25 protein-coding genes are annotated in these 26,196 nt (G+C 44.2%); 18 read left to right on the top strand and 7 right to left on the bottom strand.

Going from position 1 to position 26,196, the window contains the following annotated elements:
• Positions 1-59 precede the first annotated feature (59 nt).
• Both VDIS_RS11360 and VDIS_RS11355 read right to left on the bottom strand, forming a co-directional pair.
• Positions 60-560, bottom strand: coding sequence for a peptidase M52 (locus tag VDIS_RS11360; RefSeq protein ID WP_013337403.1), 501 nt, complete (start codon positions 558-560; stop codon positions 60-62).
• A complete protein-coding gene (locus VDIS_RS11355; protein ID WP_013337402.1) occupies positions 557-874 on the bottom strand; it encodes a hypothetical protein in 318 nt (105 codons plus the stop codon). The genes VDIS_RS11360 and VDIS_RS11355 overlap by 4 nt, the downstream gene beginning before the upstream one ends.
• A gap of 91 nt (positions 875-965) precedes the next feature.
• Here VDIS_RS11355 and VDIS_RS11350 point away from each other — a divergent pair, with 91 nt between their 5' ends.
• The gene (locus tag VDIS_RS11350) at positions 966-2,894 is read left to right on the top strand and encodes a nickel-dependent hydrogenase large subunit (RefSeq protein WP_013337401.1); all 1,929 of its coding nucleotides are present in this window, start codon (positions 966-968) and stop codon (positions 2,892-2,894) included.
• A complete protein-coding gene (locus tag VDIS_RS11345) occupies positions 2,882-3,397 on the top strand; it encodes a hydrogenase maturation protease (protein ID WP_013337400.1) in 516 nt (171 codons plus the stop codon). The genes VDIS_RS11350 and VDIS_RS11345 overlap by 13 nt, the downstream gene beginning before the upstream one ends.
• A 3-nt stretch (positions 3,398-3,400) precedes the next feature.
• Here the strand turns inward: VDIS_RS11345 and VDIS_RS11340 are convergent, their stop codons facing one another.
• Positions 3,401-4,000, bottom strand: coding sequence for a hypothetical protein (locus VDIS_RS11340; RefSeq protein ID WP_013337399.1), 600 nt, complete (start codon positions 3,998-4,000; stop codon positions 3,401-3,403).
• Positions 4,001-4,194: 194 nt separating this feature from the next.
• On the opposite strand from VDIS_RS11340, the gene VDIS_RS11335 reads away from it, so the two are divergent.
• From VDIS_RS11335 to VDIS_RS11320, 4 genes are all read left to right on the top strand, one after another.
• Complete coding sequence (locus VDIS_RS11335; protein ID WP_013337398.1) at positions 4,195-4,644, top strand: 50S ribosomal protein L19e; 450 nt, start codon at positions 4,195-4,197, stop codon at positions 4,642-4,644.
• Positions 4,645-4,706: 62 nt separating this feature from the next.
• Entirely contained in the window at positions 4,707-5,348 is a 642-nt protein-coding gene (locus VDIS_RS11330; RefSeq protein ID WP_013337397.1) for a 50S ribosomal protein L18, read from the top strand.
• Between the two features lie 158 nt (positions 5,349-5,506).
• On the top strand, positions 5,507-6,856 hold the full coding sequence (locus tag VDIS_RS11325) for an MFS transporter (RefSeq protein ID WP_013337396.1): 1,350 nt from the start codon (positions 5,507-5,509) through the stop codon (positions 6,854-6,856).
• A gap of 196 nt (positions 6,857-7,052) precedes the next feature.
• Positions 7,053-8,030: a hypothetical protein gene (locus tag VDIS_RS11320; protein ID WP_013337395.1), complete on the top strand. Its 978-nt coding sequence runs from the start codon at positions 7,053-7,055 to the stop codon at positions 8,028-8,030.
• Here VDIS_RS11320 and aspS read toward each other — a convergent pair whose 3' ends face one another.
• The gene (aspS, locus tag VDIS_RS11315) at positions 8,031-9,332 is read right to left on the bottom strand and encodes an aspartate--tRNA(Asn) ligase (protein ID WP_013337394.1); all 1,302 of its coding nucleotides are present in this window, start codon (positions 9,330-9,332) and stop codon (positions 8,031-8,033) included. It lies immediately after the preceding gene.
• A 37-nt stretch (positions 9,333-9,369) separates the two neighbouring features.
• Positions 9,370-9,882 (bottom strand): transcription elongation factor NusA, encoded by a 513-nt coding sequence (locus VDIS_RS11310; protein ID WP_013337393.1) that lies wholly within the window; start codon positions 9,880-9,882, stop codon positions 9,370-9,372.
• A gap of 126 nt (positions 9,883-10,008) precedes the next feature.
• On the opposite strand from VDIS_RS11310, the gene VDIS_RS11305 reads away from it, so the two are divergent.
• From VDIS_RS11305 to VDIS_RS11295, 3 genes are read left to right on the top strand one after another with little or no spacing between them, the layout of a single operon-like run.
• Positions 10,009-10,932 carry an ABC transporter ATP-binding protein gene (locus tag VDIS_RS11305; protein ID WP_013337392.1) on the top strand — a complete coding sequence of 308 codons (924 nt, stop codon included), beginning with the start codon at positions 10,009-10,011 and terminating at the stop codon, positions 10,930-10,932.
• Complete coding sequence (locus VDIS_RS11300; RefSeq protein ID WP_013337391.1) at positions 10,919-11,698, top strand: ABC transporter permease; 780 nt, start codon at positions 10,919-10,921, stop codon at positions 11,696-11,698. Before VDIS_RS11305 ends, VDIS_RS11300 begins: the two co-directional genes overlap by 14 nt.
• On the top strand, positions 11,658-12,476 hold the full coding sequence (locus VDIS_RS11295) for a hypothetical protein (protein WP_013337390.1): 819 nt from the start codon (positions 11,658-11,660) through the stop codon (positions 12,474-12,476). Before VDIS_RS11300 ends, VDIS_RS11295 begins: the two co-directional genes overlap by 41 nt.
• Here the strand turns inward: VDIS_RS11295 and VDIS_RS11290 are convergent.
• The gene (locus VDIS_RS11290; RefSeq protein WP_013337389.1) at positions 12,462-15,827 is read right to left on the bottom strand and encodes a hypothetical protein; all 3,366 of its coding nucleotides are present in this window, start codon (positions 15,825-15,827) and stop codon (positions 12,462-12,464) included. The genes VDIS_RS11295 and VDIS_RS11290 overlap by 15 nt on opposite strands.
• A 98-nt stretch (positions 15,828-15,925) precedes the next feature.
• Here VDIS_RS11290 and VDIS_RS11285 point away from each other — a divergent pair, with 98 nt between their 5' ends.
• The 9 genes from VDIS_RS11285 (at position 15,926) to VDIS_RS11245 (ending at position 25,041) form a co-directional block, all read left to right on the top strand.
• The gene (locus VDIS_RS11285; RefSeq protein ID WP_013337388.1) at positions 15,926-17,458 is read left to right on the top strand and encodes a ferredoxin family protein; all 1,533 of its coding nucleotides are present in this window, start codon (positions 15,926-15,928) and stop codon (positions 17,456-17,458) included.
• Positions 17,459-17,598: 140 nt separating this feature from the next.
• On the top strand, positions 17,599-17,850 hold the full coding sequence (locus VDIS_RS11280; RefSeq protein WP_013337387.1) for a hypothetical protein: 252 nt from the start codon (positions 17,599-17,601) through the stop codon (positions 17,848-17,850).
• A gap of 162 nt (positions 17,851-18,012) precedes the next feature.
• Positions 18,013-19,224, top strand: a complete 1,212-nt coding sequence (locus tag VDIS_RS11275) for an MFS transporter (protein ID WP_013337386.1) — start codon at positions 18,013-18,015, stop codon at positions 19,222-19,224.
• Positions 19,214-19,498, top strand: a complete 285-nt coding sequence (locus VDIS_RS11270) for a hypothetical protein (RefSeq protein ID WP_013337385.1) — start codon at positions 19,214-19,216, stop codon at positions 19,496-19,498. Before VDIS_RS11275 ends, VDIS_RS11270 begins: the two co-directional genes overlap by 11 nt.
• A 44-nt stretch (positions 19,499-19,542) precedes the next feature.
• Positions 19,543-19,899: a hypothetical protein gene (locus tag VDIS_RS11265; RefSeq protein ID WP_148678341.1), complete on the top strand. Its 357-nt coding sequence runs from the start codon at positions 19,543-19,545 to the stop codon at positions 19,897-19,899.
• Positions 19,900-19,923: 24 nt separating this feature from the next.
• Complete coding sequence (gene mvk / locus VDIS_RS11260) at positions 19,924-20,916, top strand: mevalonate kinase (RefSeq protein ID WP_013337383.1); 993 nt, start codon at positions 19,924-19,926, stop codon at positions 20,914-20,916.
• Between the two features lie 66 nt (positions 20,917-20,982).
• The gene (locus tag VDIS_RS11255) at positions 20,983-22,572 is read left to right on the top strand and encodes a PINc/VapC family ATPase (RefSeq protein ID WP_013337382.1); all 1,590 of its coding nucleotides are present in this window, start codon (positions 20,983-20,985) and stop codon (positions 22,570-22,572) included.
• A gap of 56 nt (positions 22,573-22,628) precedes the next feature.
• Positions 22,629-23,666, top strand: coding sequence for an ATPase domain-containing protein (locus VDIS_RS11250; protein ID WP_013337381.1), 1,038 nt, complete (start codon positions 22,629-22,631; stop codon positions 23,664-23,666).
• A 34-nt stretch (positions 23,667-23,700) separates the two neighbouring features.
• Positions 23,701-25,041, top strand: coding sequence for a signal recognition particle protein Srp54 (locus VDIS_RS11245; RefSeq protein WP_013337380.1), 1,341 nt, complete (start codon positions 23,701-23,703; stop codon positions 25,039-25,041).
• A gap of 2 nt (positions 25,042-25,043) precedes the next feature.
• Here the strand turns inward: VDIS_RS11245 and VDIS_RS11240 are convergent, their stop codons facing one another.
• Complete coding sequence (locus tag VDIS_RS11240) at positions 25,044-26,189, bottom strand: alkaline phosphatase family protein (protein WP_013337379.1); 1,146 nt, start codon at positions 26,187-26,189, stop codon at positions 25,044-25,046.
• Between the last annotated feature and the right edge of the window lie 7 nt (positions 26,190-26,196).

Raw genomic sequence — 26,196 nt, 5'->3', positions numbered from 1 at the left:
CATAGTTACTCATAGTTATCAAAATAATTTATGTTCTTATATATTTACCCATAATTTGTTTATTTATTCATAATCTTAGGTAGTATTTCACTTAAGATTAGGTTTACTATGTTGATAGCGCATTTTTCGCCCTCACTTGATAGGCCTATGTATGGTTCGTCAAAGGGCGGCTCACATTCAATCAGTATTATCTCCTTAGCCGTGGTCCCTAGAACCCTTAGTCCATTTAATACATCGGTTATGCAAACCCTTCCATCGAGTGATGGTCTTAATAAGTCGTTTGCCTCAATACTATCTTCGATTGGTTCTAAGTTCGGCCTTATTACCTCTACCGTTCCCTTAGCCCTACCCCTACGCTTTGCACCAACTAGAATCAATACATCTGGCCTTCTCTCATTTATTAAATCCACGGCGGTTAGTACGTCAGCGCTTACGTCGAGTAATTCAACCTCTTGATAATTACGTCTCCTTAATTCATTACCTAATAACTCACCAACCCTAAGGCCAACAGCCATATCACCCATTGGCAAGTAACCGGAATAGGCGATTACGATCTTCATAGCGCCTTCGCCACCAAGTCCCTGAACTTAACCACCTTATAGGTATTTGATTCAGAATCATACAGCAACCACCTATAGTCGGCACTCTTAACTGCGAAGTATCTAAGGTCTTCGTCGTAAAATACGCTGGGTAATGCCGAGCCGAAGGCGTCGATCAGTATGCCTATCGCTTCTACATAGCACTTATCCCTCGACTTATTACTCATTACGCACTTTACATATTCTTCATACGCATTGCGCAATGCCTTAATTACGGTACTAATCTCAACCTCAACCTGTGAGGCTCCATCATCTAGAATTAACCTATCCGACACGAGAATATTAAGGAAACATGCCTATTTAAGGAGATGCTTTTCATTAGTGTGAGAATTTTCCTTTTAAAATGAAGTTATCCTTTCTTACCATATGTCTACAATAAAGATTTGGCTAGATCCGATAACAAGGATAGAGGGGCACCTAGCGGCCTATATAGAGATAGACTCAAGCACTAAACACGTAACGTCGGCCTACACATCGGCGATGATGTTCAGGGGATTTGAGGTCTTCCTACGCGGCAGACCGCCCGAGGACGCCATTGCCATAACCAGTAGGTCCTGTGGCGTTTGTGGAGCTGCCCATGCTAATGCATCCGTTGTAGCTAATGACGTGGCGTCAGGCTATACGCCGACACCACTCGGCGTCGCGCTCAGGAACATGGCTTACGCCATGACCGACTACATATATGATCATTCGATAATACTGAATATGCTGGGCGGCCCCGACTATAGTGAGTTAATTGTTAGTAAGTTAACGCCCAGTGTTTGGCAGGAGGCTCAATCAACGCCAACGCAGTACAGTAATATCCATGGCTACAAGACCATAGCTGACATAATGACTGACTTAAACCCAGTTACTGGCAGGATATGGAGACTAACCGTTGAGTACCAGAGAATTGCTAGGGAGGCTGGCGTGCTACTCTACGGCAGGCACTCACACCCATCAACCCTGGTTCCCGGCGGTATAAGCACGGATCTCTCCCTAGCAGGTTCAATATTTGAGCAGTACTACACTAGGTTAACGGCCTTAACAGCCTGGGTTAAGTTTGTATGGGCCATTTGGCAGGATCTGCATGACTTCTACGTTAGCATTGGCTATGAGCTCAATGGTAAGACCCACGACCCACCATCGATGTTCGCAGCTGGCTGGGCTGATGACCCGGAGGTCTATGGTTCCTTCGCGCCAACAAGCAGCCCAGCCCAGTGGAAGACCCTGTGGGAACACCTTGATGAGATATACCAGGCTAGGCTTGAGAAGCCAGGCTATGCGATGGGGACTAACCTAGTTACTAAGAGTGTCGTTGAGATGAACCAGGGCTGGCTTGAGTTCGTGGACACAAGCTTCTACTACGATTGGTATAAGCATAATGTGCTACCGCCCTGGGGCTACTGGATTAAGGAGGATCCGTTGGGAAACCCGATAGCCTTCGGCAACGATGAGCTAATGCCCTACCACCCGTGGAACAAGACGACGATGCCTAAGCCGCAGGCGATTAACTTTACTGAGAAGTATAGCTGGGATGCTGAGCCTAGGTTGATGCTTAAGGATGGTACAATAGCCCCGATTGAGACTAACCCGATTACGCAGCTTTGGATAGATACGCTGTACGCCACTAAAGTGAGCCTTGGGAATTACGACATTTGGGAGAGTAATGGTTCCCAGTTAACCTTCACGCTACCAGCGGCTCAACCAACCTCAACAGCCCCCGAAATATGCCCAGTACCCGGCGGCTGCCCAGACCTGTATGGTGAGTTGACTATAACGTGGAAGATGCCGCAGTACTCAACGACCATTGAGAGGGTCCTGGCCAGGGCCGTTCACCTGGCCCTAGTCGCCAACATTGCCTGGGCCAACCTTGAGTATGCCCTAGCCCAGTGGGCCGCTGGGCACACGCATGCATCAAGTCCCTGGCAGCACGGTAGTTACCCAAGCTTTAGCTATAGTATAGGCTGGTGGCACGTGCCTAGGGGGACGAACCAGCACTGGCTTGTTCAATCCAGTGACAAGATACTGAATTACCAGTACCAGGCGCCGACGACCAAGAATGTGAGTCCGAGGAACAATAGGTGCACAGGCCCATATGCAAGCCAGTGCACAGGCCCATTCGAAATGTCTGCGTTGAACTCCTGGGTGACCGAGGAGGTTCCACCGGACCAGTGGACCGGCCTGGACATAGTTAGGGCGATTAGGAGCTTCGACCCATGCCTAGCCTGCGCGGTGCATGCCGAGGTTAAAGGTGAGGGTGGGAGGATATATAAGACCATTGAGAAGGTGATTTACAACGCATGCTCCCTGTAAAAATAATTGGTCTTGGCAATCCACTTTACGGTGATGATGGCTTAGGTTCCTGCCTAGCCCGTTTTTTATCTCAATTTAATGATTTCGTGATTGACGGTAATGCCCATGGCATTGCATTGCTCGGCAATTTAATGGACGCACACGACCTCATATTCATTGACATAGACACTGAGTTAAAACCTGGGGCTGTGGCCCTTGAGAAGGTTGAGGGGGAATTATCGATCACTGACACGACAATGCTCGACGCACACAGAGCCTCACCAAGCCTATTGGTTGGTTATTTAAGGGCAATGAAGGCATTTAATGGCACTGCTTACGTAGTTGCTATAGGCCCTGGGAACACGGAACCATTTAAACCCGTGAGCAATGAGGCGCTCAATGCCGTCTCCGCGGCATTGAAACTACTTAGCGAATTACTAAGTAAGTATGGCTTACAACTTAGATATGAGGGTGATCCTAAAGACGCGATCATTGAGTGCTACAGGGATGCCTTGGGTTATTAACCATTAACCTCCGCCCTTACAGTTAAATTTCCTCACCTCCAGGAATAATTCATTTATGTTCCTAAGGATGCCTATTGTAAATCCCCACTCGCCCCTAGCCCCAATCATTATTAGGCTCCTCTCACTTGATACTGGCGTTATCATTACGTACATGGACTTACCCTGAGGCTCACCCCAAAGCAGTGTGGTCCCACGCTCACTCAATTCCATGTTCATGTACTTCAAAGACCTGGTGGGGCATATCTGCAGGTTATCCGTATAGCTAATGAATAATTCCGTTATTGGAGGCTCCGGTATCTTAGCCTCACTTAGGGCCCTATAAAACTCGGCAAGACCAACGACGCTCAAATCCCTATTGGGTGCAATGACCCCCAGCGCCTTCCTACCGCTATCATAGATTATCCTTATTGAACCCTCGTTAGTGCTCTTCCTCGCCAACGAACCATCGCTTAAATACTCAATATAATAATCACCGCCGGGTATCGTATATACCTTACCGACGGAGTACCCAAGCCCAACAAGCCTTTCTAGAAATGATGATAAGTCAATATTTGTGGAGTAAACAGCCCAAAAGGTTATCGTCAACCCCAAAATACTTGACATACCACTAAACACCGCATCATCAATATTTAAGCATTAACATTATTTATTCTCACAACGGTATACTGGATAAATAATCCCAAGAAAATACCCAGTTAAGATCGCCTAACTTGGTGTTGTACGTCATGCGGTATATTAGAGTATGGGGCAGGTGCGTTGAGTAAACACTTAAAAACAGCATTTGCAGCAAGCCATTGATGGTTGACGTTAAGAGGTTGGCTGCTGAGGTACTTGGTGTTGGTGAATCACGGGTTAGGATTAGCCCTGAGGCTCTTGATAGGCTTGAGGAGGTTACCACTAAGGCTGATGTTAGGGCTTTGATTAAGGAGGGCTTGATATACGCTGAGTATGCCAAGGGTGTTAGTAGGGGTAGGTGGCGCGAGCTGCATGAGAAGAGGAGGAAGGGTAGGAGGAGGGGTGTTGGTAGTAGGAGGGGTAGTAAGTACGCTAGGCTTGATCCTAAGGAGGCTTGGGTTAATAAGGTTAGGGCATTAAGGAGGTACTTAAACTCGCTAAAGAGGAGGGGGTTGATTGATGCAAAGACCTGGAGGGAGCTTTACCTGCAGGTTAAGGGTGGTAGGTTTGATAGCGTGTCGTCGCTCAGGGCATACCTAATTAGTAATAACCTAATTAAGCAGCAGCGATAACGTCTCCCCTTTCTCCATCCTAAGAAATACTTATTAAGCGATTATCTTCTTGGTTTGCGAGCATGGCGAGGAGTGGTCGTTATAAGGTTAAGTTTAGGCGTAGGAGGGAGGGTAAGACGAATTACTATAAGCGTAGGGAGATGATTAAGAGTGGCTTGCCTAGGCTTGTCGTTAGGAGGACAAATAAGTACATAATCGCCCAGGTCGTTGTGGCTAGGGTAGTGGGTGATGAGGTTATCGTGAGCGCCACGTCTAAGGAATTAGTAGGTTTTGGTTGGAAGGGAGGCTTGAAGAATACTTCGAGTGCGTACCTCGTAGGTTTAATAGTTGGTTATAAGGCGTTACTTAAGGGCGTTAAGAAGGCGATACTTGACATTGGGCTTCACAGGCCAACTAAGGGTGCCCGCGTCTTCGCAGTGCTTAAGGGTGCCCTTGATGCAGGTCTCGAGGTGCCCCATGGTGAGGAGGTACTCCCCGATGAGGATAGAATAAGTGGTAAGCATATTGCTGAGTATGCGGAGAAGCTTAAGGGTGAGAACGAGGCGTTATATAAGGCTCGCTTCTCTCAGTACTTGGCTAAGGGTTTAGATCCTGTTGATATGCCAAAGCACTTCGAGGAGGTTAGGGATAAGATTAAGAACTATTACATGGGTTGGTTTAAGAAACTGAACATAGAAATGCCACAGGAAGCCGAGGAGGAATAAGGCCAAGCTCTCAATCATTTATTTCTGTTTCTATTAATCATAAGTGCTCTCCCTGACCGTGTATTCATCGGTTCTTCATCGCTAATCTAAGTAATTGTACTCTCGAGTAATCTTTAAAAATAAATGTGTTATTGGCAAATAATAACAGAGTGATTAGTATGGGTGAAGCTACGAAGAACCTAAGGTTATCGGGAATTCACTATGTCATGTTCTTTAGCTATTCGCTCACGTTCTTGATATGGGGATTTGTAACTACGAGTGGTGTTATGTCGATTTATTACTTCTCCAAATACATACCTAAGTTCTTAGTGCCCATCTCTGTAGTCCTTGGGCCAATATCCTTAATGATTGGTAATGTGCTCATGGGTAGGTTGGCGGACATTGTTGGTAGGAGGGGCATATATGTCTATACGATGAGCCTATACACAATTGGATTAATAGGCATGGGGTTATCAATACTCCTATCAAATGTAATACCTGCATCGGAGGCCTTCATACCATTCATAATATCGTACATACTCGCCGAGATAGGTGTTGGTGGTGAGGAGCCTCCAGCACTTGCGGCAGCCACTGAGTTGATGCCGTATAATTATAGGGGCTCTATGCTCGTCTTAATAACGAACTTTGACAACATAGGTGCAGCTATAGCATCTGCAATACTATTATTGGCGCTAATGAGGGGTACCCAGTTATCTGCCACCTGGACTATGATTGGTTCCGCAATAATTGTCCTGATAGCGGCGATAATCATTAGGTTAGTAACACCTGAATCGGTTAGGTGGCTCATCGTTAGGGGCAGGGTTCACGAGGCTGAGAGGATAGCCAATGAGTACGGCCTATCATACACCCTAACTGAAGGTCCTAGGCAGAGCGTTAGATTTCCACCGCTGTGGTTCAGGACATTGGTGCTATCACTCCTCGGCATATCCCAATTAGCGACTTATGGGTTAATGGCCTTCTACATCGTTTACTTACCCTCATTACCATTCTCAAACAATGAGGTGTTGGCTACTCAGGTATTGCTATGGGCTAATGTGGGTGCCTCAATTGCTGGTTTAATTGGGTTAGTTATTGATAGGTTAAGTAGAAAGACCTTCACCCTAATTTCATTCCTGGGTGGGTTATTGACCATGATACCGATATTCATAATATACGGTGTAATGATTGGAAGCGCCTTAGCGTCATCTTTAACAATATTCTATACATTACTATTCCTAAACATGATATTCAGTGAATTTGGTTGGGCGGTTAGGGTCCTCCTAGAACCTGAACTATACCCAACCAGGAATAGGGCTACCTGGGTTGGCATTGTTAGGCTCATTGCGTGGATTATGTATGTGCTTCTCATTTACTACCTACTAGCCTCAGCAAACACCTACGTATACCTACTCTCAAACTTAATACTTTACATAGTGGGTTTCCTGGCGGCATTGGCATGGTTCATATTCGGTGTTGAGACCAAGGGATTATCAGTACATGCGCTTGATAAGGCGGCAGACCGTAGATAATAAAGCACCACGCATTACTAAAACCCATCATATAATCCTAGCTGAAACATTAGTTAAATAATCCGGTGAGGCATTAGGAATAACTTGCCGAGTTACTTACAGAATTCTAAGAAATTGATTTAGAAAGATTTTTAATTATCAAGTACAGCGAAAGTTTTGCTCTCTTCCTTAAACCATAAATCCCCGGTGATGTCCTATGACCAAGCGGTACTTAGCATTGGCAATGCTCGCCTCAGCTCTATGGGGAATTTCGTACCCAATCACCTACCTAGCCCTACGGCTATTTCGTATTAACGAGTTAATAACCCTAAGTTACCTATTCTCCACGGCACTACTTCTCATGGTAATATTACTTCATGGTTATGATGAGAAATCAATAATTAAGGGCTTACTATTATCACCAATCAATTATGCAATTGTCTACTTATACACAGACTTATCGGGTGGCGTCGGTGGATTAACAGCCTTCGTAAGTTCAAGCTATATAATACCGCTAATAATACTTGATTATATTAATAATAGGAATATCAACGTGAGGTATGTAGTGTCGGCAATTACCTTACTCGGAGCCCTATACCTATTGTTCCAGGGTTATGGCGATTCCCTATACGTGGCGTTATTACTCATGGCCCTAAACCTCGTATACACCATAGCCCTCACGAGGATTAGTGATATTGATATTATTAATTTCGTATTTGGTCAATCACTTGGTACCCTCACAATTTCATACTTAGTAATACGGGGTCCTCCAACATTAGCCCTAACCCCTAATTATCTCTACTACCCATTAATATTGGCGTTGGTTGGTAATGTAATACCCTATACATTATATGCCGAATCTATTAAGCAGATAGGTCCTGTTGAGACCTCGTTAACGTCCTCTGTGGAGACCATGAGCTCATTGATCACATCATTGCCAATACAGCGATTACCAACAAATCCAGCGGCCTGGATATTACTGGCAATGTCAATACTATCGCTTAACATAGAAATAAACAAATTCGATGTAAGGGATGGGCCTCATTCAATTCATTTAATAATGATCTATGATTATGCACCTTCTCGATCAAATAATGGTGAATTTATGGTGCCAAATCACAAATATATGAATTATGTAATGCATGTAAATCCACGTCTAACAATTAGGATATTTGGGAAGAGGAAGATAATATAGCTATGGCTCAAGCCTGAATCTGTCCCTTGGGTATAGCACGACCTCACGAATATTATCCCTCTTAAGCAGCACCATTAATAGCCTATAGAGCCCCATGCCCCAGCCAGCATGTGGTGGCATTCCATAATCATAAACCATTAGGTGACTCTCGAAGTTCTCAGGGTTCAACCCCCTCTTTCTTAATGCCTCTATTAACTGCTCCTTAATGTGAATTCTACTACTCCCTGACGCTATTTCCAAGCCGCCTATAACGAGGTCAAATGACTCGCTGATTTTTGGGTCTGAGTCGAGGGGCTTCGTGTAGAATGCCCTTAGGTCCGTTGGGAAGTGTATTATGAAGAATGGTTCATTGAATTCCTCACTCAGGAGTTCTAAGCCATTCTTAGGTACGTCATCTCCCCAATTAATCTTTAAACCTCTCCTACTCAGCATGTCCAATGCTTCGTCATACGTAATCCTCCTGAACGGCTTCTTCGGAATCTTAATCTCTATGCCGTACTTAGCTAATTCATTACTAAATACCTTATTGACCCTTTCGTAAACGCTGATTATCACGTCCTCGAGAACGTCCATTACATCCATGTAATTAGCGAAGGCCTCCTCGATGTCCACCGATATGAACTCGTTTAAGTGATAATTCGTGTTATGCTTCTCAGCCCTATAGGCAGGGGCTATCTCAAAGACCCTCTCAAGGCTTGCCGTTAACTCCTCCTTATAGAGCTGCGGGCTCTGGGCTAGATAGGCGGCTCTTTCGAAGTATTGCACCGTAAATAACTCAGCGCCTCCCTCCGTACTTGTAACAATTATTTTAGGCGTAAATACCTCGATAAATCCACGGCCATAGAGAGTCTCACGGATTGCGCGGGTAACCTCACTCTCAACCCTGAATATCAATGAGTTAATGGGTCTCTTAAGGTCAATGGATCTGTACTTCAACCTCGTATCTAAGTCGGTCTCTACCGAGCCCCATATATCTATTGGCAATGCCTTCGATTTAGCCACAACGTGGATTTCACTTGGGAAGACCTCAACGCCTGCCCTGGCTATCTTACTAGCCTTAACGACACCCTTAACGGCTATTGCGTCTTCCCTACCTAATGACTGCGTTAATGACCAAACACCCTCCGGGGCAACGCCCTTCTTCACCGTTAATTGTATAATGCCCTCCCTATCCCTCAGTAGTATGAACTTTATGTTACCGAGGTCCCTAATGTCCCAGACCCAGCCCGTTAGAATTACCTCCTTACCATCTAATTCAGGAGTTACGTCTTTAGTCCAGTGGGTCTTCCTTGGAAAACTCACGACCAACTTGTAGATTTTGGGGATTTAAAAATTGTGATTACTTAGTAACTTCAACCCTAATGTTTGTGCCGCTAATTTGACTAAGAACCTTAGCCAACTCACTCGGCTTAAATGGTAGCCTCCTAAGTTCACTCTTTGTTATCCTGACCACGGTCTCCGTAGTGCCGTCAGGGAGCCAGGACGTCGATACCGTGAGTATCCGGGCAGGTGATGCTAATTGCGTTGCTAACTCATTCACATTAACGCCCTTCTCAACAACCTTAACCCTCTTACTCAGTGATCTCTCGAGATCATGCTCAATCTGCTGAACTATTGCGCGTGGAATAGACTTTATGCCCTTAAGCACCACGATTATTAGGTCACCAACTTCGTAGGACTTAACATACTCGACATTCTTCAGTATCTCCTCCATCTTCCCAGTGGCTATGTTTAGCAATGCATCACTAACATCAACATCAAGCATGGAGTACTCTCCGCTATCAAGCAAAGACTGGCACTTCGGGCAGAACACCCTGGTCTTAACGCAGAAGGTGCAAAACGGTATTTTCATTCGACACTCATAAAAATGTCAGGCTTAATAAACCTTATGCCTTAGGATAGTGTAGGTTGTTAAGTCCTCGCTGGAGGGTGATACGCGGCAAAACCTTATTACTCGGGCTATTACATTAAGGGTTGTGTGAACGATGCAATAGTAGCTTCGAATCTCAGGAAAAGATTCATTAGTTATGAACGTATTGGCTTCATAAGGAGAAGAAAGATTGTAGTCGAGGCACTGAGGGGTGTTTCCTTTAGGGTTAGGTGGGGTGAGGTATATGGGTTGTTAGGCCCGAATGGCGCGGGTAAGACTACCACCGTTAAGATACTCGCCACCTTATTAATCCCTGATGATGGTTATGCCATGATTGACGGACACGATGTCGTTAAAGAAGCAGGTATTGTTAGGGGCATCATAGGGCTTGTTCTTTACCCAGACAAGGGATTTTACTCGAGGCTTAGTGGGTATGAAAACCTCGTTTACTTTGGAAGGCTTTATGGGTTGAGTAAGTCAGTGGCGGAGGCAAGGGCGAGGGAGTTGATGAACCTTGTTGGGCTTGAAAACGCGATGAATAGGCCATATGAGGAGTACTCGCTTGGTATGAGGGCTAGACTTGCCATAGCCAGGGCATTAATTCACGATCCGCCCGTGTTATTTCTTGATGAACCAACCATAGGCTTAGACCCAATCTCAGCAAGGGAGGTAAGGGAGTTGGTAAGGAGGCTGAGAAAGGAGGGTAAGGCTGTGCTTTTTACGAGTCACAATCTTTGGGAGGTGGAGGAGGTTTGTGATAGGGTTGGTATAATAAATAATGGTAGGATGATCATTGAGGGATCACCGAGGGATATAAAGGATATGCTTGGGTTGAAGTATGTGATTGAGGTTGAGGTCCAGCTTAATGGTCGCGTGGAGACCATACGTGAGGAGACCACGAACCCCGCTGATGCACTTCGTAGGGTGATAAACGATGTTGAGGCAAGGGGCTTGAGGATAAGTAGGATTAGGATTAATGAGCCTTCCTTGGAGGAGGCCTTTATCAGGGTGATTGGGGATGAGAATGGGTAAGTTTAGTGAGTTGAATGTGCTGTTTGCGGTGATGGCTAATGAGCTGAAGATAATAAGTAGGGAGCCGGGTGGTTTGGCATTGCTTATTATTCTTCCGTACTTCATTGCTGGCGGTATGGCTTTTATAGCCTCATTCTTTGTTAGGGTAACGAGTGGCGTGTTCATTAGGCAGTTCATTGGGTTTGAGGTCCTCATGCTATCCATGATAATGATGCAGACAGGGGCTAGGTTTCTATGGGAGGAGAGGAGGGGTGGTAGGCTTGAGTTCCTGCTTGCCTCGCCAACAAGCATGTACGTGATCTTACTCGGCACATCCCTTGTAATGATTGTGGTGAATATCGGCGCCTTCACAATAGCCTCCTTACCACTGTTTTACCTGGAATACGGGTTAATTGGAGCTGTTAGGCTGGCATTAGCCCTCTTACTACTTTTCATTGGGTTACTGCCTCTGTATGGCATTGGGTTGCTAATAGCGGGCTTGGTCATGAAGCTTAATGATGCCGATTCGGTAACCAACGTATTAACGCCAATATTAACAATACTCTCGGGTACCACGTACCCGATATACGTACTTCCCTGGTGGATTAAGGAATTGGTTTATGCACTTCCCATGTACATAACCTTCTACTCCATGTACCTGGAAAGCATAGGCCATGAAAGCATCACCCTCATTACCTACTTAATCGCCGCAACGATCATATACCTACTACTTGGGATGACCTCATATGCAAGGCTCGAAAGAGAGTTCAGGAGGAAGGGTGTTTAAGGAATTAAGTGTTGAGGTTTGGAGGGGTTTACGCCTATTATTTTCTAAGCCATCATCGATAATGATAAATATAATAACGGCACCACTATGGCTCGCATTTTTCATACTAACCCTTCGGGGATTTGGCGTGCTCACGCTGGGTAAATTCACCATTCAATTATTCCTTTGGGCGGCATATGCCTTTGCACTATACTCAAGTTGGTTATGGGGTTTTGGTAATGGGGTAATTGAGGAGGGTTATGAGGGCATCCTTGAGAATGTAATGGCTACAGTAAATAACTTACTAACCCACGTAATTGGCTGGGGCATTGCGTACTCCATATACACATTACTTGACTTAGCGGCACTCGCGATAAGCTTTTACATAGTGTTCGGCTTAATCATGGACATTAAGGATCCCGTACTCCTTGTAATATCGATAATACTCGCCTCATTACAACTCCTCTTTATATCAACAATATATGCAATGCTCGTGATCAGGCTTAGGTCGAACTGGGTCATTACTGACATAATGCAATTCCTAATGCCAGCACTGGGTGGGTTAATACCCAGCGGGACTAGTAAGTACATAATGATAATGAATGAGTACTCACCAATAGCTTACCCATTCATAATAATGCGCGAAGCTGCCCTGGGCTACTTAGAACTCCCCATACCAATTACTTACCAGGTACTTTACTCATTGATCACGGTAGCATCTCTATTCATAATCACTGCGGTGCTCGTGAAGGTTTTTGATAAGCGTTTAAGGGAGGAGGGTAAGTTAGGCCTTACGTGAGCCAGCCCTAACCACCCTATAAACGGCTACTATTATTAGTGCGATTATTAGTATGAAAATTGCGTAAATGAGGAGTTCGTACTTTAGTATGATGTTTACGAGACCTATCTTATTAACATCGCCACTCATTACTGCCTGTATTAATAAGTACCTTGATAACTGGGCCAGTGGGTCGTATGGTCTAGATGATTCTTGGTATTCATTAACTATTTCATTAACCAAGCCCCAATTACCGCTTGTTATTGCATTACTAATTGTGGCATTTAGAAATTGTGGATTGCCTAACTCACCGAGTATCTCCTCTGCTTCGAAGTATGTCGGTGGTATGACGTAGGCGCTTAACGTGGATTCATTTGTGGCACCGAGGTAATTAATGCTTAATGTGATCGTGATGGGTCCCAGGGACTGCAGGGTGAGTGTTGTTGACCCGTTAATGAGTACCGTGGCTGGCACCCTGGAACCGTTTAGGAATGTTGCGTATGCTGTTATTGTCTCGTTAAGTATTAGTGGATAACCATTGTAGTAACCAACCGTATTATTAATCCATAGGTTTAGATAGTCCCAGTAACTAATAGCCTCACTCGCTAATGTGTATGTTGATGCATTAATTAATAATGCACACTCCTTATTGAATCCTAGGCTTAATGATGCATTTGCCACGACAGTCATCGTCTCATTAATACAGCCCTGAAGCGTCACATTAATGGGTAATCCCATTGGTGGATAATCATTTAGCGTTATATTTATTGTCTCAGCATGACCAATAATCACTAGAGGCCTTACCTGTACGTTTAATTCATTCAATTCTACACTAGCTACAGTAATGTTGCTTGAGGACCACGCGCCGAATTTCACATTAATAATGTATATGCTTGGCGTCATAGGCTTAACTAATACGTTAATGAGTGTTGACTTACCTGGCGGCAAATTAACAATTGTTGATGAGTATAATGAACCATTTAAGTACGTATTCAGAATGCCCTGATACGTGAGTGTTGGTGGCATTGTGACGTTAATAACTACGTTAATTACCTGCGGGTAAATTGTTATTGCCGGTGATTCCAGGCCTATTAATGGTTTCGGTCTCTGGATTGTTATGTTACTAAACCCAGTGTTTATGGTTAGTATGGTATTATTTATGGGTAAGGAGTACTCAAGCTGCAGCGTTGAGTTACTTACCTCCTTACCGAGAATCACGTATTTATATGGGCCATACACGCTAAGGTTAGCTATTACGTACTCATTAATGCCCGTTATATTCCACAGGTAATAAACTACGTTGATTGATGGAGGTATTATATTAATTGTGGCAGTGATCGTTGTGTTTGTGATTGATAGCGTAACATGATAATCCCTGTAAGTGATATTCATGGCGTTCCACGCAATACCCTCACTATTGCATGGTACGAGTACACTACCTACGTATGTATTGTTCACATAGAACTTGCCGCCATAAAACACGGGGAAGCTTGAGCAGGTTTTTGGTGATGATAGGGTAATCGTTACATTAACTAGGGCCCAGCGCGGTGCTAATACCGTAATTCTCGGTAAAAGCCTTATCACTGGGCTTGTTATGTTTATTCCGAGTGTCGTTATTGTATACGTACTGTAATTAATATATGCGGCACCTGTAAGGCCGCTTAATGTTGATTGTATTACTCCTATGTTATTAACGTATGCATTAATTACTGTGTAGTTGCCGTTTATGTAGTATGTAGCGTTTAAGATACCTATCTGGGCGGGTATTACGTTGTACCCGAGGGTTATTGCGGTACTTGGACTATTATATAGGTAAATGTCCCCTTGACCGCTCGCCACCGTGGCATTGGTGAAGAAGTATACCTTGACCGTTGATGTGCCTGGGCTTAGGGTTAACGTCTCATTTGGCGGCTCAAAGTAAATCATTGGCTTATACGTATTTACTGGGCTTGGTGGTGATGTGATCATTACGTTCGTGATTAGCGTTACATTATTTGGATTATTCACCGAAAATACTAGGTAGCCGAAGCTATTGCTCGTTAGATAAAGTGTGGATGACGTTATTAATGACATTGATGGCTGTGTTAACGTGATGTGGGCGAGGGCCGTTGAGTTTTCGTATGTCGCGTTTATTGTGTAGGTGCCCCAGGTAATTCCCGTAAATGTAACACCTGCATAACCATTGCTTGCACTTACTGAGGTGCCGTTGATGTATACGGTGCCCGTAATTGGCGCCGTCCCGTATGTGATGTACAATTCCAGTGTTAATGATTCTTTCATTACGTTGTATGTGCCGTTTATTATCCTAACCATTATACCTGGGGTATAACTAATCGTTAATGCAACACTTTCACTGCTGGTTGTTGGGTTGACTACGGCCATGTATAGGGTCGTGTTTGTTATTGAGAATGCTGAGTTGAGTTCAATATTGCTAGTAACCGAGCCACCGCTTGCCGTGATTTCTATGGTGCCTGTGGCGGGTAATTGAATCTCGTAATACTGGGCACTGAGGCCTTGTAAACTAACGCTGAAGGAGTATGTACTGCCACTCATATCTATTGTTTGAAAGCTTGGGTAGTAAGTTGACCCGCACAGGCTCTGTCCATGGACCAGTGAAACCAGATACTGGGTGTAGTAATTGTCAAGCCATGAATTAATGACACTATTACTAGTGAATACGTTCTGCTCGATGGTTGCCGGTCCAATGCCGTTTGCAATTAGCCAGTATATGAAGGCTGAGTAATAGTACATATTTATTATTGGTTTTCCTGCGTAATCATATGGATCATACTCATACTGGCTATACTGGAAGTAGTCCTGGTCCATTGGGCATTGATTTGTGTAATAACTCGCAGTGCCCTCTGCATCAGCTTCGATATACCATGGGTAATTCTGGGGTATTGTCGTGTATTGTACGTATGCCCATTGCGATACGTGGACAAGTTCGTGATAGGCCGTGTGCTCGAGCCACTGGCTTGATAAGCCGGCGCTTATGTTTATGTACTCTATGCAGGTACTGAGTATTTGATTGGTGCTTGGATTATATGTGTATTCCCACTCTGTTATACCTGCTTCTGACCCTGGAAGAGAGGACACTACGTATACCGTGTATTGACTTCCATTACATGGTGGCGCCATTTTCATACCTAAAGTGCTTGTGTATAGTGAGTATGCCTGTTCCAGGTAGTTGTCTAGGGCTTGATCATATGATAAACCCGCGTTTGCTAAGTCATAGATTATAAAGTGCGTACTATTAACAGCGGGTGTCAACGCCTTAGCACCAATTGATGCGAGGATTAGGGCAATTAACGTTATAATCACGTATCTCCTAATCATCGATGGAGCGATTGCGCCCCAGCTACTCACATTCATACACTTATATAATTACCTTTAATATTAAAGTTATTAAAACCTTTCAATTTCGTAATAAAAATAATACTTTTTAAATCGCGGTATAGTTACCGAAATCAGTGCATGATGTAAAAGGCAGTATTATGAGGATTGTGGACGCATTAAGGAATTCGTTTAACGACATAGTCATAACAGGCTCCTACTTAATGAATAAAGTATTTAATGTAAAGATGAGCCCCGAGGATGCGATTAATGAGGCCGAGGTCCTCACAAGCATGTTTAGGGATGTCGCAGTGTTAATTGATGATGTTGGCTTCCTAAATTCCCTAGGTTCCTTAAGCACCGCTAGAGTTAGGGGCTCACTTGTGGTATTTGTCTACGACATTCACGACATAAGACCATTTTGCGGATTAATAGGCCTGCCATGCTTGGAACCCTGGGATCAAGGGAGCCTAGTTAGGGCTATTAAGGAAAGCCGCGATTATGGCGAATCCTTTGAGCTACCATACATAGTGAGGTTAGGACCTTGGTTAAGTGTAGGCGAGGGCGTTAATGGTGTTGGGATTAGGCATAGGGAGGCCACGTTTAATAAGAATTGGGGTGAACCCATGCGTTGGGGGCCTAGTCGATTATTGGGTAGTTTCCGTAAGGAATTGCCTGAGGAGGTCAGGGTTAGGTCTCGTGATAATATTACCATTATTGGGAAGGGTGATGGTGTACTCATATCCGGCTCTGCGTGGTCGTTCATTAAGGAGCACATTGATAAAATTGGTAATTACTCAATGATACTGCCATTATACATAAATCCACTGCCCAAGGATTCAATTAGTATTAAGTACGTCGTAGATACTGGGGATTACTTAATGAAGGAGGTTGGTGTTGAGAGACTTATGGCTGATGATGTTAGTAAATGGTATAATGATTTAATTAACGATGCCATTAAGCAACTCTTTTTTCGGGAGCCAGGAGATCCATTGATGCTCATTGAATGGCTTTTCTCAAAGTATTGGAGGCAGGGGGAGGTACCGATAATGGTGATTGACCCATCATACATGCACGTAATTAATACGGAGGGGTTAACGCCAAGTTACGACATGCTCCCAACGTTCTTTGAACCAAGAAGCTTTGACCAGGTAATCGATTTTGTGACCAATTCATTAATGGCTGTACTGGCGTCCTTAAAGACCAATTATGGTTATGGCAGGTTAATAGCTATAGTCAATCCATGCTCATTATTGGGTAGGGAGGAGCTAATCCGTGAAATCGTTAATACCAATGGTAATTACCTCATTATAATTCCACTAACTGAGGATGAATGTAGTGACGCCATAGGCATTCTTTCTAAGGTTAATGCTAATTACAAAGTCGTAAATTACGACCCAAGCAATCCCCTAGGCTCATTACAGGATATATTAAGTATTGTTAATTCACGTGGCATTGCCGTAATGCATATTTCGAAAAGTTCCCTGGGTAAATACGTGTTTAGCATCATTGATGAGTATTGCGATAACTGCGGTGATTGTCTACGGATTAACTGCCCCGCAATTCAATTAGGTAAGAAGCCAGTTATTGATGCTAAGGCATGCGTTGGTTGCGGCATTTGTCAGTTAGTATGTTTAAGAGGCGCAGTAACTAGGGTTAAGGTTTCGTGAAAAATGTTTAATTACCACATACTTAGATTTACGTAAATTATATAGCATATATAGTAATTTTTTCACTACACTTGCTATATAGCAAGTGTACTCTTCACACCATACAGGTATTTAAACCCTCCATAATCACTGAAAAATGTATGATGGGAATGAAATCAATAATCAGGGGCATAAGGATATTACCAATACGGTTAAGGAAAATGGCGATTGGTAACAATTATTCAACAGGTGATGCTGAAACTAATGCCGTTGCCAATCAATATAATGGCAGGAGTGCGCCTCATTTAATGATAGTACCAACACCATACGCATTACCAATAATAGTTCCCATATACGCCAATGAGAGGGTCGTTAAAGAGTTAATTAAAGATCATTACTACGTATTGCCATAAAGCCACGGCACTTAAGTCTTTTAAGCCCTTGAATGACTATTAAATCCTGTGATGAGACGACGGTCTCTTGAACAAGTGATGAATGGGTAAATGACTGAATTCCTCCCCACGCTCATAATACTTTTAAAATCATGTACAACCCTCGGATAAAGGGGATTCTCATTGCATGATGTAAGAAGGAACATTAAGTATTACGTAACGGGTAACGTGGGAATACTGCTACTTACCTGGTTCCTTTATGCAATCGGTAATGCCATGACGATGCCCTACCTCTCAATTTACCTAAAGATGCTTGGCGCCAACGCCATAGACATAGGCCTAACCTACTCAATCTCAATGATTGTGCAGTTAATTGCGATAATCCCAGGAGGATACTTAACGGATACCTTAGGTCGCAGATCATCAATTGTCATAGGGACTTGGCTAATAACGGTAATGTCATTCCTAATGGTCATAGCGCCCAATTGGCAATTACTCGCGGTATTCTACGCACTAAACATGGCTGCATCCTTCTACCAACCTGCACTACTTGCGATTCTAATGGACTCCCTGCCCCAGGAAAGATACGCCAGTGGAATTTTAGTAACGTCAATACTACCCCAAATACCTTGGTTGGTTTTACCACCTGTCAGCGGCTTTTTAATTAATAAGTACGGTCTATTCGGCATTAGACTTGCGTATTTAATCTCCTCGATAATCTCCGTAGCTGTTGCAATAATTAGGCAATTCACAATTAAGGAGACCCTGGGAAATAGAATTGGCAAAGTAACCTTTAGGGAACTCCTACGCTCATACAATCAATTAATTAGCATTGTCAACTTACCTGGTGATTTATTAATGATTTATGTATCGGCATTAATGATATCAATTGCCATAATGCCCATAAATACGTTATTACCCATATACGTAATCTACAAATTAGGGCTTAACACAGTCTATTGGGGCTACCTGGTATCAATTTCATACGCTGCCTACATCATGATAGGGATATTCCTAACCTTCTACGTTGATAGGTATAGGAGCAGGTTGTTCGCCTTAGGTACGATAATTAGTGCAGTGGGTAGTGTGATAGGGTTAGTTGAAAATACATACTCAGTCGTGGGTTACCTACTCATGCTTCAGGTTGGTGCCCAATTAGTCATTACGGCAATACAGAGTGAGTTGGGCGGTAGAATTGGAATTAATAGGAGGGGCCATGGAATGAGCCTATTAATAGTGTTTCAGTTAATTGGGCAAACAATTGGAAGTTACCTAACTGGTGAGTTTTACAGAATTAACACGGAGTCTCTATTTCTAATACCGTTGGTCCTTTCGTTGAGTTTAATGATAATTTATTTAAGTGCGATTCGCCATAATATTGGTAATGAGCGATGACACCGTTGATAAATTGAGCCCGCTCATTAAGGGTGTTAATGTGATCATGGCGGGCTTCATACTATACCTAGTGGTATTCATATTCTATGCATTCTCCGTAATCGCACTCATGGGAATACTAATTCATTTACCGCCAATATCCATGGACATAACCAATGCCCTAGCCTCAATTCTACTACTAATCATATACACAACCCTGGTGAGGAGGGGTTTCGACCTGATGGTTAAGGCATACCCTGAGGATTACGATGTTGGTAGGTCGGCGTATTCATAGCCATATTTGCCTCCCTGCTATCCCTGACTGTGGATGTGATGGTCGTGATCCGGGTTGGCCCATTAATCATTAATTTAGTGAGTGTGGTTGTGGCTATTGAGAATTTCATTGGCCAATTCATGATAATGACCGCACTCTATAGGCTTGGATACTACAGTGATATCCTTAGGTATTCATCTGTGATAAATAATGATTACGTATTAGTATACCTAGGACTGGCCATAGTAGTACTTCGCAACTACTTAATCGCTGGTGGATTATTCATTACTGGAGCGTTTATACTGGTGCCCAGCTATGGCTCAGTGATTTACGGGCTTAACGATGCACGTAGGACCATAACGAATTTGATCGTTGAACTTAGTAAGCCAGGTGGTTCAAGGTTATTTAACGGAAGAATTTAATTTTCCTGAATTACCCATAGGTCCGTGGTTACTGTAAGGGCGCCCGGTAAGGTGATACTTTATGGAGAGCATGCTGTCGTTTATGGCGAGCCAGCCCTGGCAATGGCTATTAATAAGTACGTCTATGTCACGGCAAGGGCTAGGAGCGATGGTAAAATCAATATAAATGCGAGGGATTTAAGATTGGCGGGCATCTCTGTAACGATTAGTGAGAACGGTGATATAATTGCCAGGACGGATTATGGTGCGGTTATCTCCGCGTTAAGCTATGTTAAGAGGGCTGTTGAATTAGCCATGGGATATGTCGATAAGAAGGTCGGTATTGACCTGGAGATACGGTCAGAAATGCCCGTTGGTGCTGGGTTAGGCACGTCAGCCGCCGTGGCCGTCGCAACGATATACGCATACATAAAGGAGTTGGGCTACGACATTGATAAGCGCGAACTAGCGCGCCTTGCGTGGCAGGTCGAGAAGGATGTTCAGGGTTCTGCAAGTCCCACGGATACCACAATGGCTACGTTTGGCGGCATAATGTTTGTGAAGCCTGAGGGTAATAATGCGGTGATGGAGCCCGTGAGGCCTGGGACCAATGTCCCATTGATAATTGGGTATGTGCCTAGGGTGAGCACGACAAAGGACTTAGTCGCTATGGTTAGGAGGAAGTATGAGACAATGAGGGATGTGATAGAGCCAATAATAAGGTCAATAGGGCTAATCACTAGGAAGGGTAGGGAGGCCCTAGAAAGGGGTGACCTGGAGTTGATGGGTGTTTTAATGAATATTAACCATGGATTACTCGATGCCCTCGGAGTATCAACTCGGCAGTTAAATGAAATGGTTTACGCAGCCAGGAACGCTGGTGCCCTCGGCTCAAAGTTAACGGGTGCCGGTGGGGGTGGATGCATGATAGCGCTATCTGATAAGGTTGAGGTTGAGAAGGCCATTGAGCTTACGGGTGGTTCGGTGTTAAAGGCTGTGTTGGATATTAATGGTGTTGTCGTTGTAAGCAACGATTAATTCGCTTATTATGAATAAAAGTGTTTATTAAGGGTACTTAGTATCGATTACTTAGCGATAGGCGGAATGCAAGTAAGCAATATTTACATACCCGATACATCGGTGTTCTTGGATGGGAGTTTGAAAGAGGCAATATTGAGGGGTAACATTAGGGGTAGGTTATTGATACATACAGAGATAATTAGGAAGTTCGAGAGTGAGGCTAGGGCTGGTGGTGCATTGGGTTGGCTGGGTATTAGGGAGTTGAATTATATCATGGACTCAATAAATAAGCTTGGCCTTGAGGATATAAGGGTCGAGTACGTGTCGGTGCTCCCAAAGTCAATACCAAGGCCTGACCAGCACTCGGTTGATGAGATAGTCAGGGAGCTGGCGAGGGAGTTGGGCGCAACGCTGGTGACAAGCGATGAGATGAATTTTGAGATTTCAAGAGCCATGGGCATTGAGACGTTGTTCATAGGTCAGCATAAGGATAAGCTGGAGATTGAGAGGTTCTTCGATAATGACACGATGTCAGTTCACCTTAAGGAGGGCTCAATACCCTATGCCAAGAAGGGTAGGCCGGGTAATTGGCAATTGGTGCCGCTTAGTAATGAACCACTTAGTAGGGAGTACCTAGAGAGGATGGTTAGGGAATTGATATCAGCGTCACTAATGGCCAATAGTAATACCAGGGTTGAAATTAGGAGGGAGAACTCACTCATTATTCAGCATGGTGAGTATAGAATAGTCGTTGCATTACCCCCCGTGTCTGACGGGATTGAGATAACCGCCGTCAAGCCATTAATTAAGAGGAGACTTGAGGAGTACTCACTCCATCCTAAGGTTCTCGATAGACTGGGTAGACAGGCTGAGGGAATATTAATAGCAGGTCCACCAGGTGCTGGTAAAACGACCTTTGCCCAAGCATTGGCTGAGTACTACATGAGCCTCGGTAAGGTCGTTAAGACCGTGGAGTCACCAAGGGATATGATACTACCCAATGAGATAACGCAGATATCGAAGACCTACGCATCGTCTGAGGAAATACATGATTTACTGTTACTATCTAGGCCTGACTTCACAATATTTGATGAGATGAGGGATACCGCGGACTTCCAGTTATACATAGACCTTAGACTGGCTGGTGTTGGCATGGTTGGTGTCGTGCATGCAACGAGTCCCATAGACGCGATCCAGAGGTTCATAGGTAGGACGGAGCTTGGTATGCTTCCGTCAATAATAGACACGGTCCTCTTCATGAAGGATGGAGAGGTTCAGAAGGTGTATAGTCTCGAGCTCACCGTTAAGGTTCCCGAGGGCATGAGCGAGGAGGACTTGGCTAGGCCGGTCGTTGTTGTTAAGGACTTCATAAATGACACTGTTGAGTATGAGATCTACGTATTTGGTGAGGAGATCTTTGTAACGCCTATAGGTAAGGCACGTAAGGTTAGTCAGGCCGTTAGTGATAAGAGGTTGATTAGTAGGATTGTGAGGGTTTTGAGGAAGTACGTACCCCCTGAGGAGATATCAATTGTTAGGGGTGAGGATGGCTCAGTGATTATTCAGGTACCTGATGCGTACATAGGCGCCGTTATTTCTAAGGGTTTACCTAAGCTTGAGAACATCAGGAAGAAGTTTAATGTTCAACTTAAGGTAAGGCCGAAGGAACATTAACGAAACGCAACATATATAAGTACTTTTATAGCTATTGTCGGGATAATATGAATTCAATGAAGAGACAAGCAACTTCAGATTCGGATACTTATTCGAATTACTATAATTACTATGGAAATTATCAAACAGGTAATTATTATAATGATACAATGACCTATTACCAATATTCATATAATACACAGACCATTCAGTATCCGCAGGATCAATACCCATATTACTATTACTATTATGAGGATAAGGCATTGACCGGTATTAACTACTTAGACGCTTACATACTTAGTGGCGGATTTAAGAGGGGCGAGGTTTACCTAATAGCCGGTGAGGCTGGTACTGGAAAGACGATATTTAGCTTGACATTCCTAAGGACGGGTGCTGAGCTTGGTGAGGTGGGTATGTACGTGACCGTTGATGAACCGTCCGAGGATGTCAAGAGGGGTGTCCGTGATGCCCTAGGTTGGGATCTTGATTCTTACGAGAGAAGCGGTAAGCTAATAATGGCCGATTTTAGGACCTACTTCAGGATCTATGCACGTGATGAGAAGATAACCCTTGACCCGAGGGATCTTGCTAAGATGATTATCGAGCAGGTTAAGAAGTATGATGTTAAGAGGCTCGTTATCGACCCAATCGCACCATTAATAATAATGAGCCACCAAGACGTTATCTGGATTAGGGAGTACCTAAGGGAGTTAGTGTTTCAGCTTAAGCGGCTTAAGGATGTAACCACGATAATGACCTCGGAAATACCCACGGGTGAAGAGAATAAGCTTAGTAGGTTTGGCGTCGAGGAGTACCTAGCTAGTGGCGTGATTATGCTATCCCTTAGGGAGATATCAATGGCTAATAGTAACTTTGGGTGTTTGGCTAGGATAATGTTCATTAGGAAAATGAGGTGGATGCCCATTAGGCCGATAAAGCTCATATACGAGATAGGGCCAGGTGGTATCTATGTAATAGGTCCATTAAATGATGAGAACACCCTCAATTATTATAGGAGTTACTATTGTGGGCAGCAATACCCGCAGGGTTATTATTACTACCCGCAGCAGTATTACACGTCTCAGTACTACGAAACACAGCAATATCCGCAATAATTATTTAAGGGATTAATTAGGGAGGTGGATTGCGGTGGCGCCAAATCCATTAATCGAAGCCTTCACGAACCTGGTTAATAGGATTAGGGGATTAAGCTACATAGATGAGGCGACGCTTAAGGAGGTTTTAAGGGAGATTCAGAGGATACTGCTGAGGGCTGATGTTAGTGCTGATGTTGTCTTATCAATAACAAAGACAATTGAGGAGAGATTCAGACAGGAAAAGCCTCCCCAAGGTATAACAAGTAAGGAGTTCCTACTATACCTCCTATATCAGGAATTAGTTAAGGCGTTGGGAGGTGAGGAGGCGCCTAACGTTAACGTTAGTAAGAGACCGTACAAGTTAATGCTAATTGGTGTTGAGGGTAGCGGTAAAACAACATCAGCGGCCAAGCTGGCTAGGTTCTACATTAAGAGGAATTTGAGGGTTGGGCTTATCGAGACCGACACCTACAGGCCCGGCGCGTATCACCAGCTTAAGCAATTAGCTGAGAGGGTTAACGCCCTATTTTATGGTGAGGAGAATTCTAAGGATCCCATAGCCATATTGAGGCATGGCCTTGAGTATATGCAGAGGAACAGGGTTGATTTAATAATAATTGATACCGCGGGTAGGCATAGGAATGAGGAGGAGCTACTGAAGGAGGCTAAGGCTATTTATGATGAGGCTAAGCCTGACGAGGTAATGCTCGTGATTGATGCCACAGTCGGTAGGCAAGCCGCTGCCCAAACAGAGGCCTTCATGAAGTATGTACCAATACATAGTGTTTTCCTAACGAAGATGGATAGCACTGCGAAGGCTGGTGGTGCATTAACCTCGGTTATAAGGAGTGGTGCGAGGATTAAGTTCATTGGTGTTGGTGAGGATATTGATGAGATCGAGGTTTTTGATGCCAATAAGTACGTATCGAGATTACTGGGCATGGGCGACCTTGAGGCATTGATTGAGAAGATAAGGGCCATTGAGGAGGAGAGCAAGATCATGGAGGAGATTGAGGAGGGTAAGATAAACCTACTAACCATTAAGAAGCAGATTGACTCAATAATGAAGCTTGGACCCCTCAGTAAGATCTTGGAATTATTGCCAACGAGCATGTTACCAATGCAGTATAGGGCCGTGATGCTTGATGAGGAGAAGATGAGTAATGCCCAGGAAATGCTCAGGAGGTGGAGACACATACTTGATTCAATGACTAAGGAGGAGTTACTGAACCCAGACATAATTAATGCGTCGAGAATCCGTAGGATAGCCAAGGGCGCTGGTGTAACGCCGAAGGATGTTAAGGAACTACTGAATTATTACCAACTGATGAAGAGGATGGTTAACCAGATAAAGAAGTCACGCAGAAGGTTGGGCAGGTTAGTTGGTGAGTAACGCTATAATTGAATCAGGGGTATGTATAATTCCCTCTCGGTCAAGCCTCCATGCTGACCCCTGAGGGTTAGCAACTCCTCGCTATCCGGCTTATACAGGTAGATAAAGGCTGAGCCGCTGTTCGGTATGAATATTACGTCACCAACCCTATCAATTACATCACTTGACACTTCACCGAACAAGCCCATGCTTATTGCCTCATCCCTACTAAGGAAGCGCCCAGCCACGTTGTACCTACCAAGTAATGCGGTTAACTCATCAATACTCGCCCTATCACTAAGCCTGAGGTATATGGCCCTTGCATCACCGTAGGGTGGTACATGCAGTAGCCTCATTAGTCCCTGTACATCATTAGCCTTAACGTTGTTCTTGACCTCATCATGCCCGTGATCCGCCGTTACTAATACCGTGAAGTTAGTCATGTACTTCTTCGCCATCCTAATCACGGAATCCACGGTCTCCCTGATCACGGCACCGCATTCCTCGGAGCTCGGCCCGTACTTATGCGCCGCGGAGTCGACGGTGGTTATGTAAATATGCACAAAACCAACCTTATATTCGCCTAGGAACCTCGCCGCGTTTATTACTGCATCGTATGGCGTTACGTACTCAACAATCTCAGCACCAGCGTATGTTATCCTCGATAAGCCACCTGATAAGCCCTTGGGTACATACACCCTACTCCTTATACCCATATTGCCCAATTCTTCGAATATCGTCGTTTTTATAGGAAAGAGTTTCTTTAGGTCGTAGCCCATTTTATGGAGTCCATCCCTCTCACCAATCACTGGACCCATCGATAACGTATTAACTATGGTTCCAATCTCCTTAATGTAAATGTTGGGGCCCAGGACCCCGTGTTGGCCAGGGCTTAGGCCTGTGAATAGTGTTGTTAATACCGTGGACGTAGTTGTGGGGAATACGGAGGTTATTCTGTATAGTCTGCTTACGGGTAATGGGTCACCCATGACGCTTACTAAATCCCTGTAACTAAGGCCATCAATTAGTATTAAGACAACGCGGTCGTTAAGGTCGAGGTCAAGCCTTAGTTTAGGGCCTCTAGGTGTTGTACCGAAGTGCGATAGTAATGTGTTGGCTAGGTTTTGAATACTCATACCTGAATAATCAGGCAGTACTAATTCACTCATTGACCTA

Origin of the sequence: Vulcanisaeta distributa DSM 14429, from assembly GCF_000148385.1 — an archaeon.
In the GTDB taxonomy this organism is placed as follows: domain Archaea; phylum Thermoproteota; class Thermoprotei; order Thermoproteales; family Thermocladiaceae; genus Vulcanisaeta; species Vulcanisaeta distributa.
This window is presented reverse-complemented; position numbering and strand designations above follow the sequence as displayed.

Coding starts and splice junctions, on each gene's coding strand:
- VDIS_RS11335 (WP_013337398.1), top strand. CDS start 4,195: ATGGTTGACGTTAAGAGGTTGGCTGCTGAGGTACTTGGTGTTGGTGAA.
- VDIS_RS11270 (WP_013337385.1), top strand. CDS start 19,214: ATGAGCGATGACACCGTTGATAAATTGAGCCCGCTCATTAAGGGTGTT.
- VDIS_RS11300 (WP_013337391.1), top strand. CDS start 10,919: ATGAGAATGGGTAAGTTTAGTGAGTTGAATGTGCTGTTTGCGGTGATG.
- VDIS_RS11295 (WP_013337390.1), top strand. CDS start 11,658: ATGCAAGGCTCGAAAGAGAGTTCAGGAGGAAGGGTGTTTAAGGAATTA.
- VDIS_RS11340 (WP_013337399.1), bottom strand. CDS start 4,000: ATGTCAAGTATTTTGGGGTTGACGATAACCTTTTGGGCTGTTTACTCC.
- VDIS_RS11320 (WP_013337395.1), top strand. CDS start 7,053: ATGACCAAGCGGTACTTAGCATTGGCAATGCTCGCCTCAGCTCTATGG.
- VDIS_RS11280 (WP_013337387.1), top strand. CDS start 17,599: ATGATGGGAATGAAATCAATAATCAGGGGCATAAGGATATTACCAATA.
- VDIS_RS11255 (WP_013337382.1), top strand. CDS start 20,983: ATGCAAGTAAGCAATATTTACATACCCGATACATCGGTGTTCTTGGAT.
- VDIS_RS11310 (WP_013337393.1), bottom strand. CDS start 9,882: ATGAAAATACCGTTTTGCACCTTCTGCGTTAAGACCAGGGTGTTCTGC.
- VDIS_RS11330 (WP_013337397.1), top strand. CDS start 4,707: ATGGCGAGGAGTGGTCGTTATAAGGTTAAGTTTAGGCGTAGGAGGGAG.
- VDIS_RS11290 (WP_013337389.1), bottom strand. CDS start 15,827: ATGAATGTGAGTAGCTGGGGCGCAATCGCTCCATCGATGATTAGGAGA.
- VDIS_RS11325 (WP_013337396.1), top strand. CDS start 5,507: ATGGGTGAAGCTACGAAGAACCTAAGGTTATCGGGAATTCACTATGTC.
- VDIS_RS11240 (WP_013337379.1), bottom strand. CDS start 26,189: ATGAGTGAATTAGTACTGCCTGATTATTCAGGTATGAGTATTCAAAAC.
- VDIS_RS11360 (WP_013337403.1), bottom strand. CDS start 560: ATGAAGATCGTAATCGCCTATTCCGGTTACTTGCCAATGGGTGATATG.
- VDIS_RS11250 (WP_013337381.1), top strand. CDS start 22,629: ATGAAGAGACAAGCAACTTCAGATTCGGATACTTATTCGAATTACTAT.
- VDIS_RS11345 (WP_013337400.1), top strand. CDS start 2,882: ATGCTCCCTGTAAAAATAATTGGTCTTGGCAATCCACTTTACGGTGAT.
- VDIS_RS11350 (WP_013337401.1), top strand. CDS start 966: ATGTCTACAATAAAGATTTGGCTAGATCCGATAACAAGGATAGAGGGG.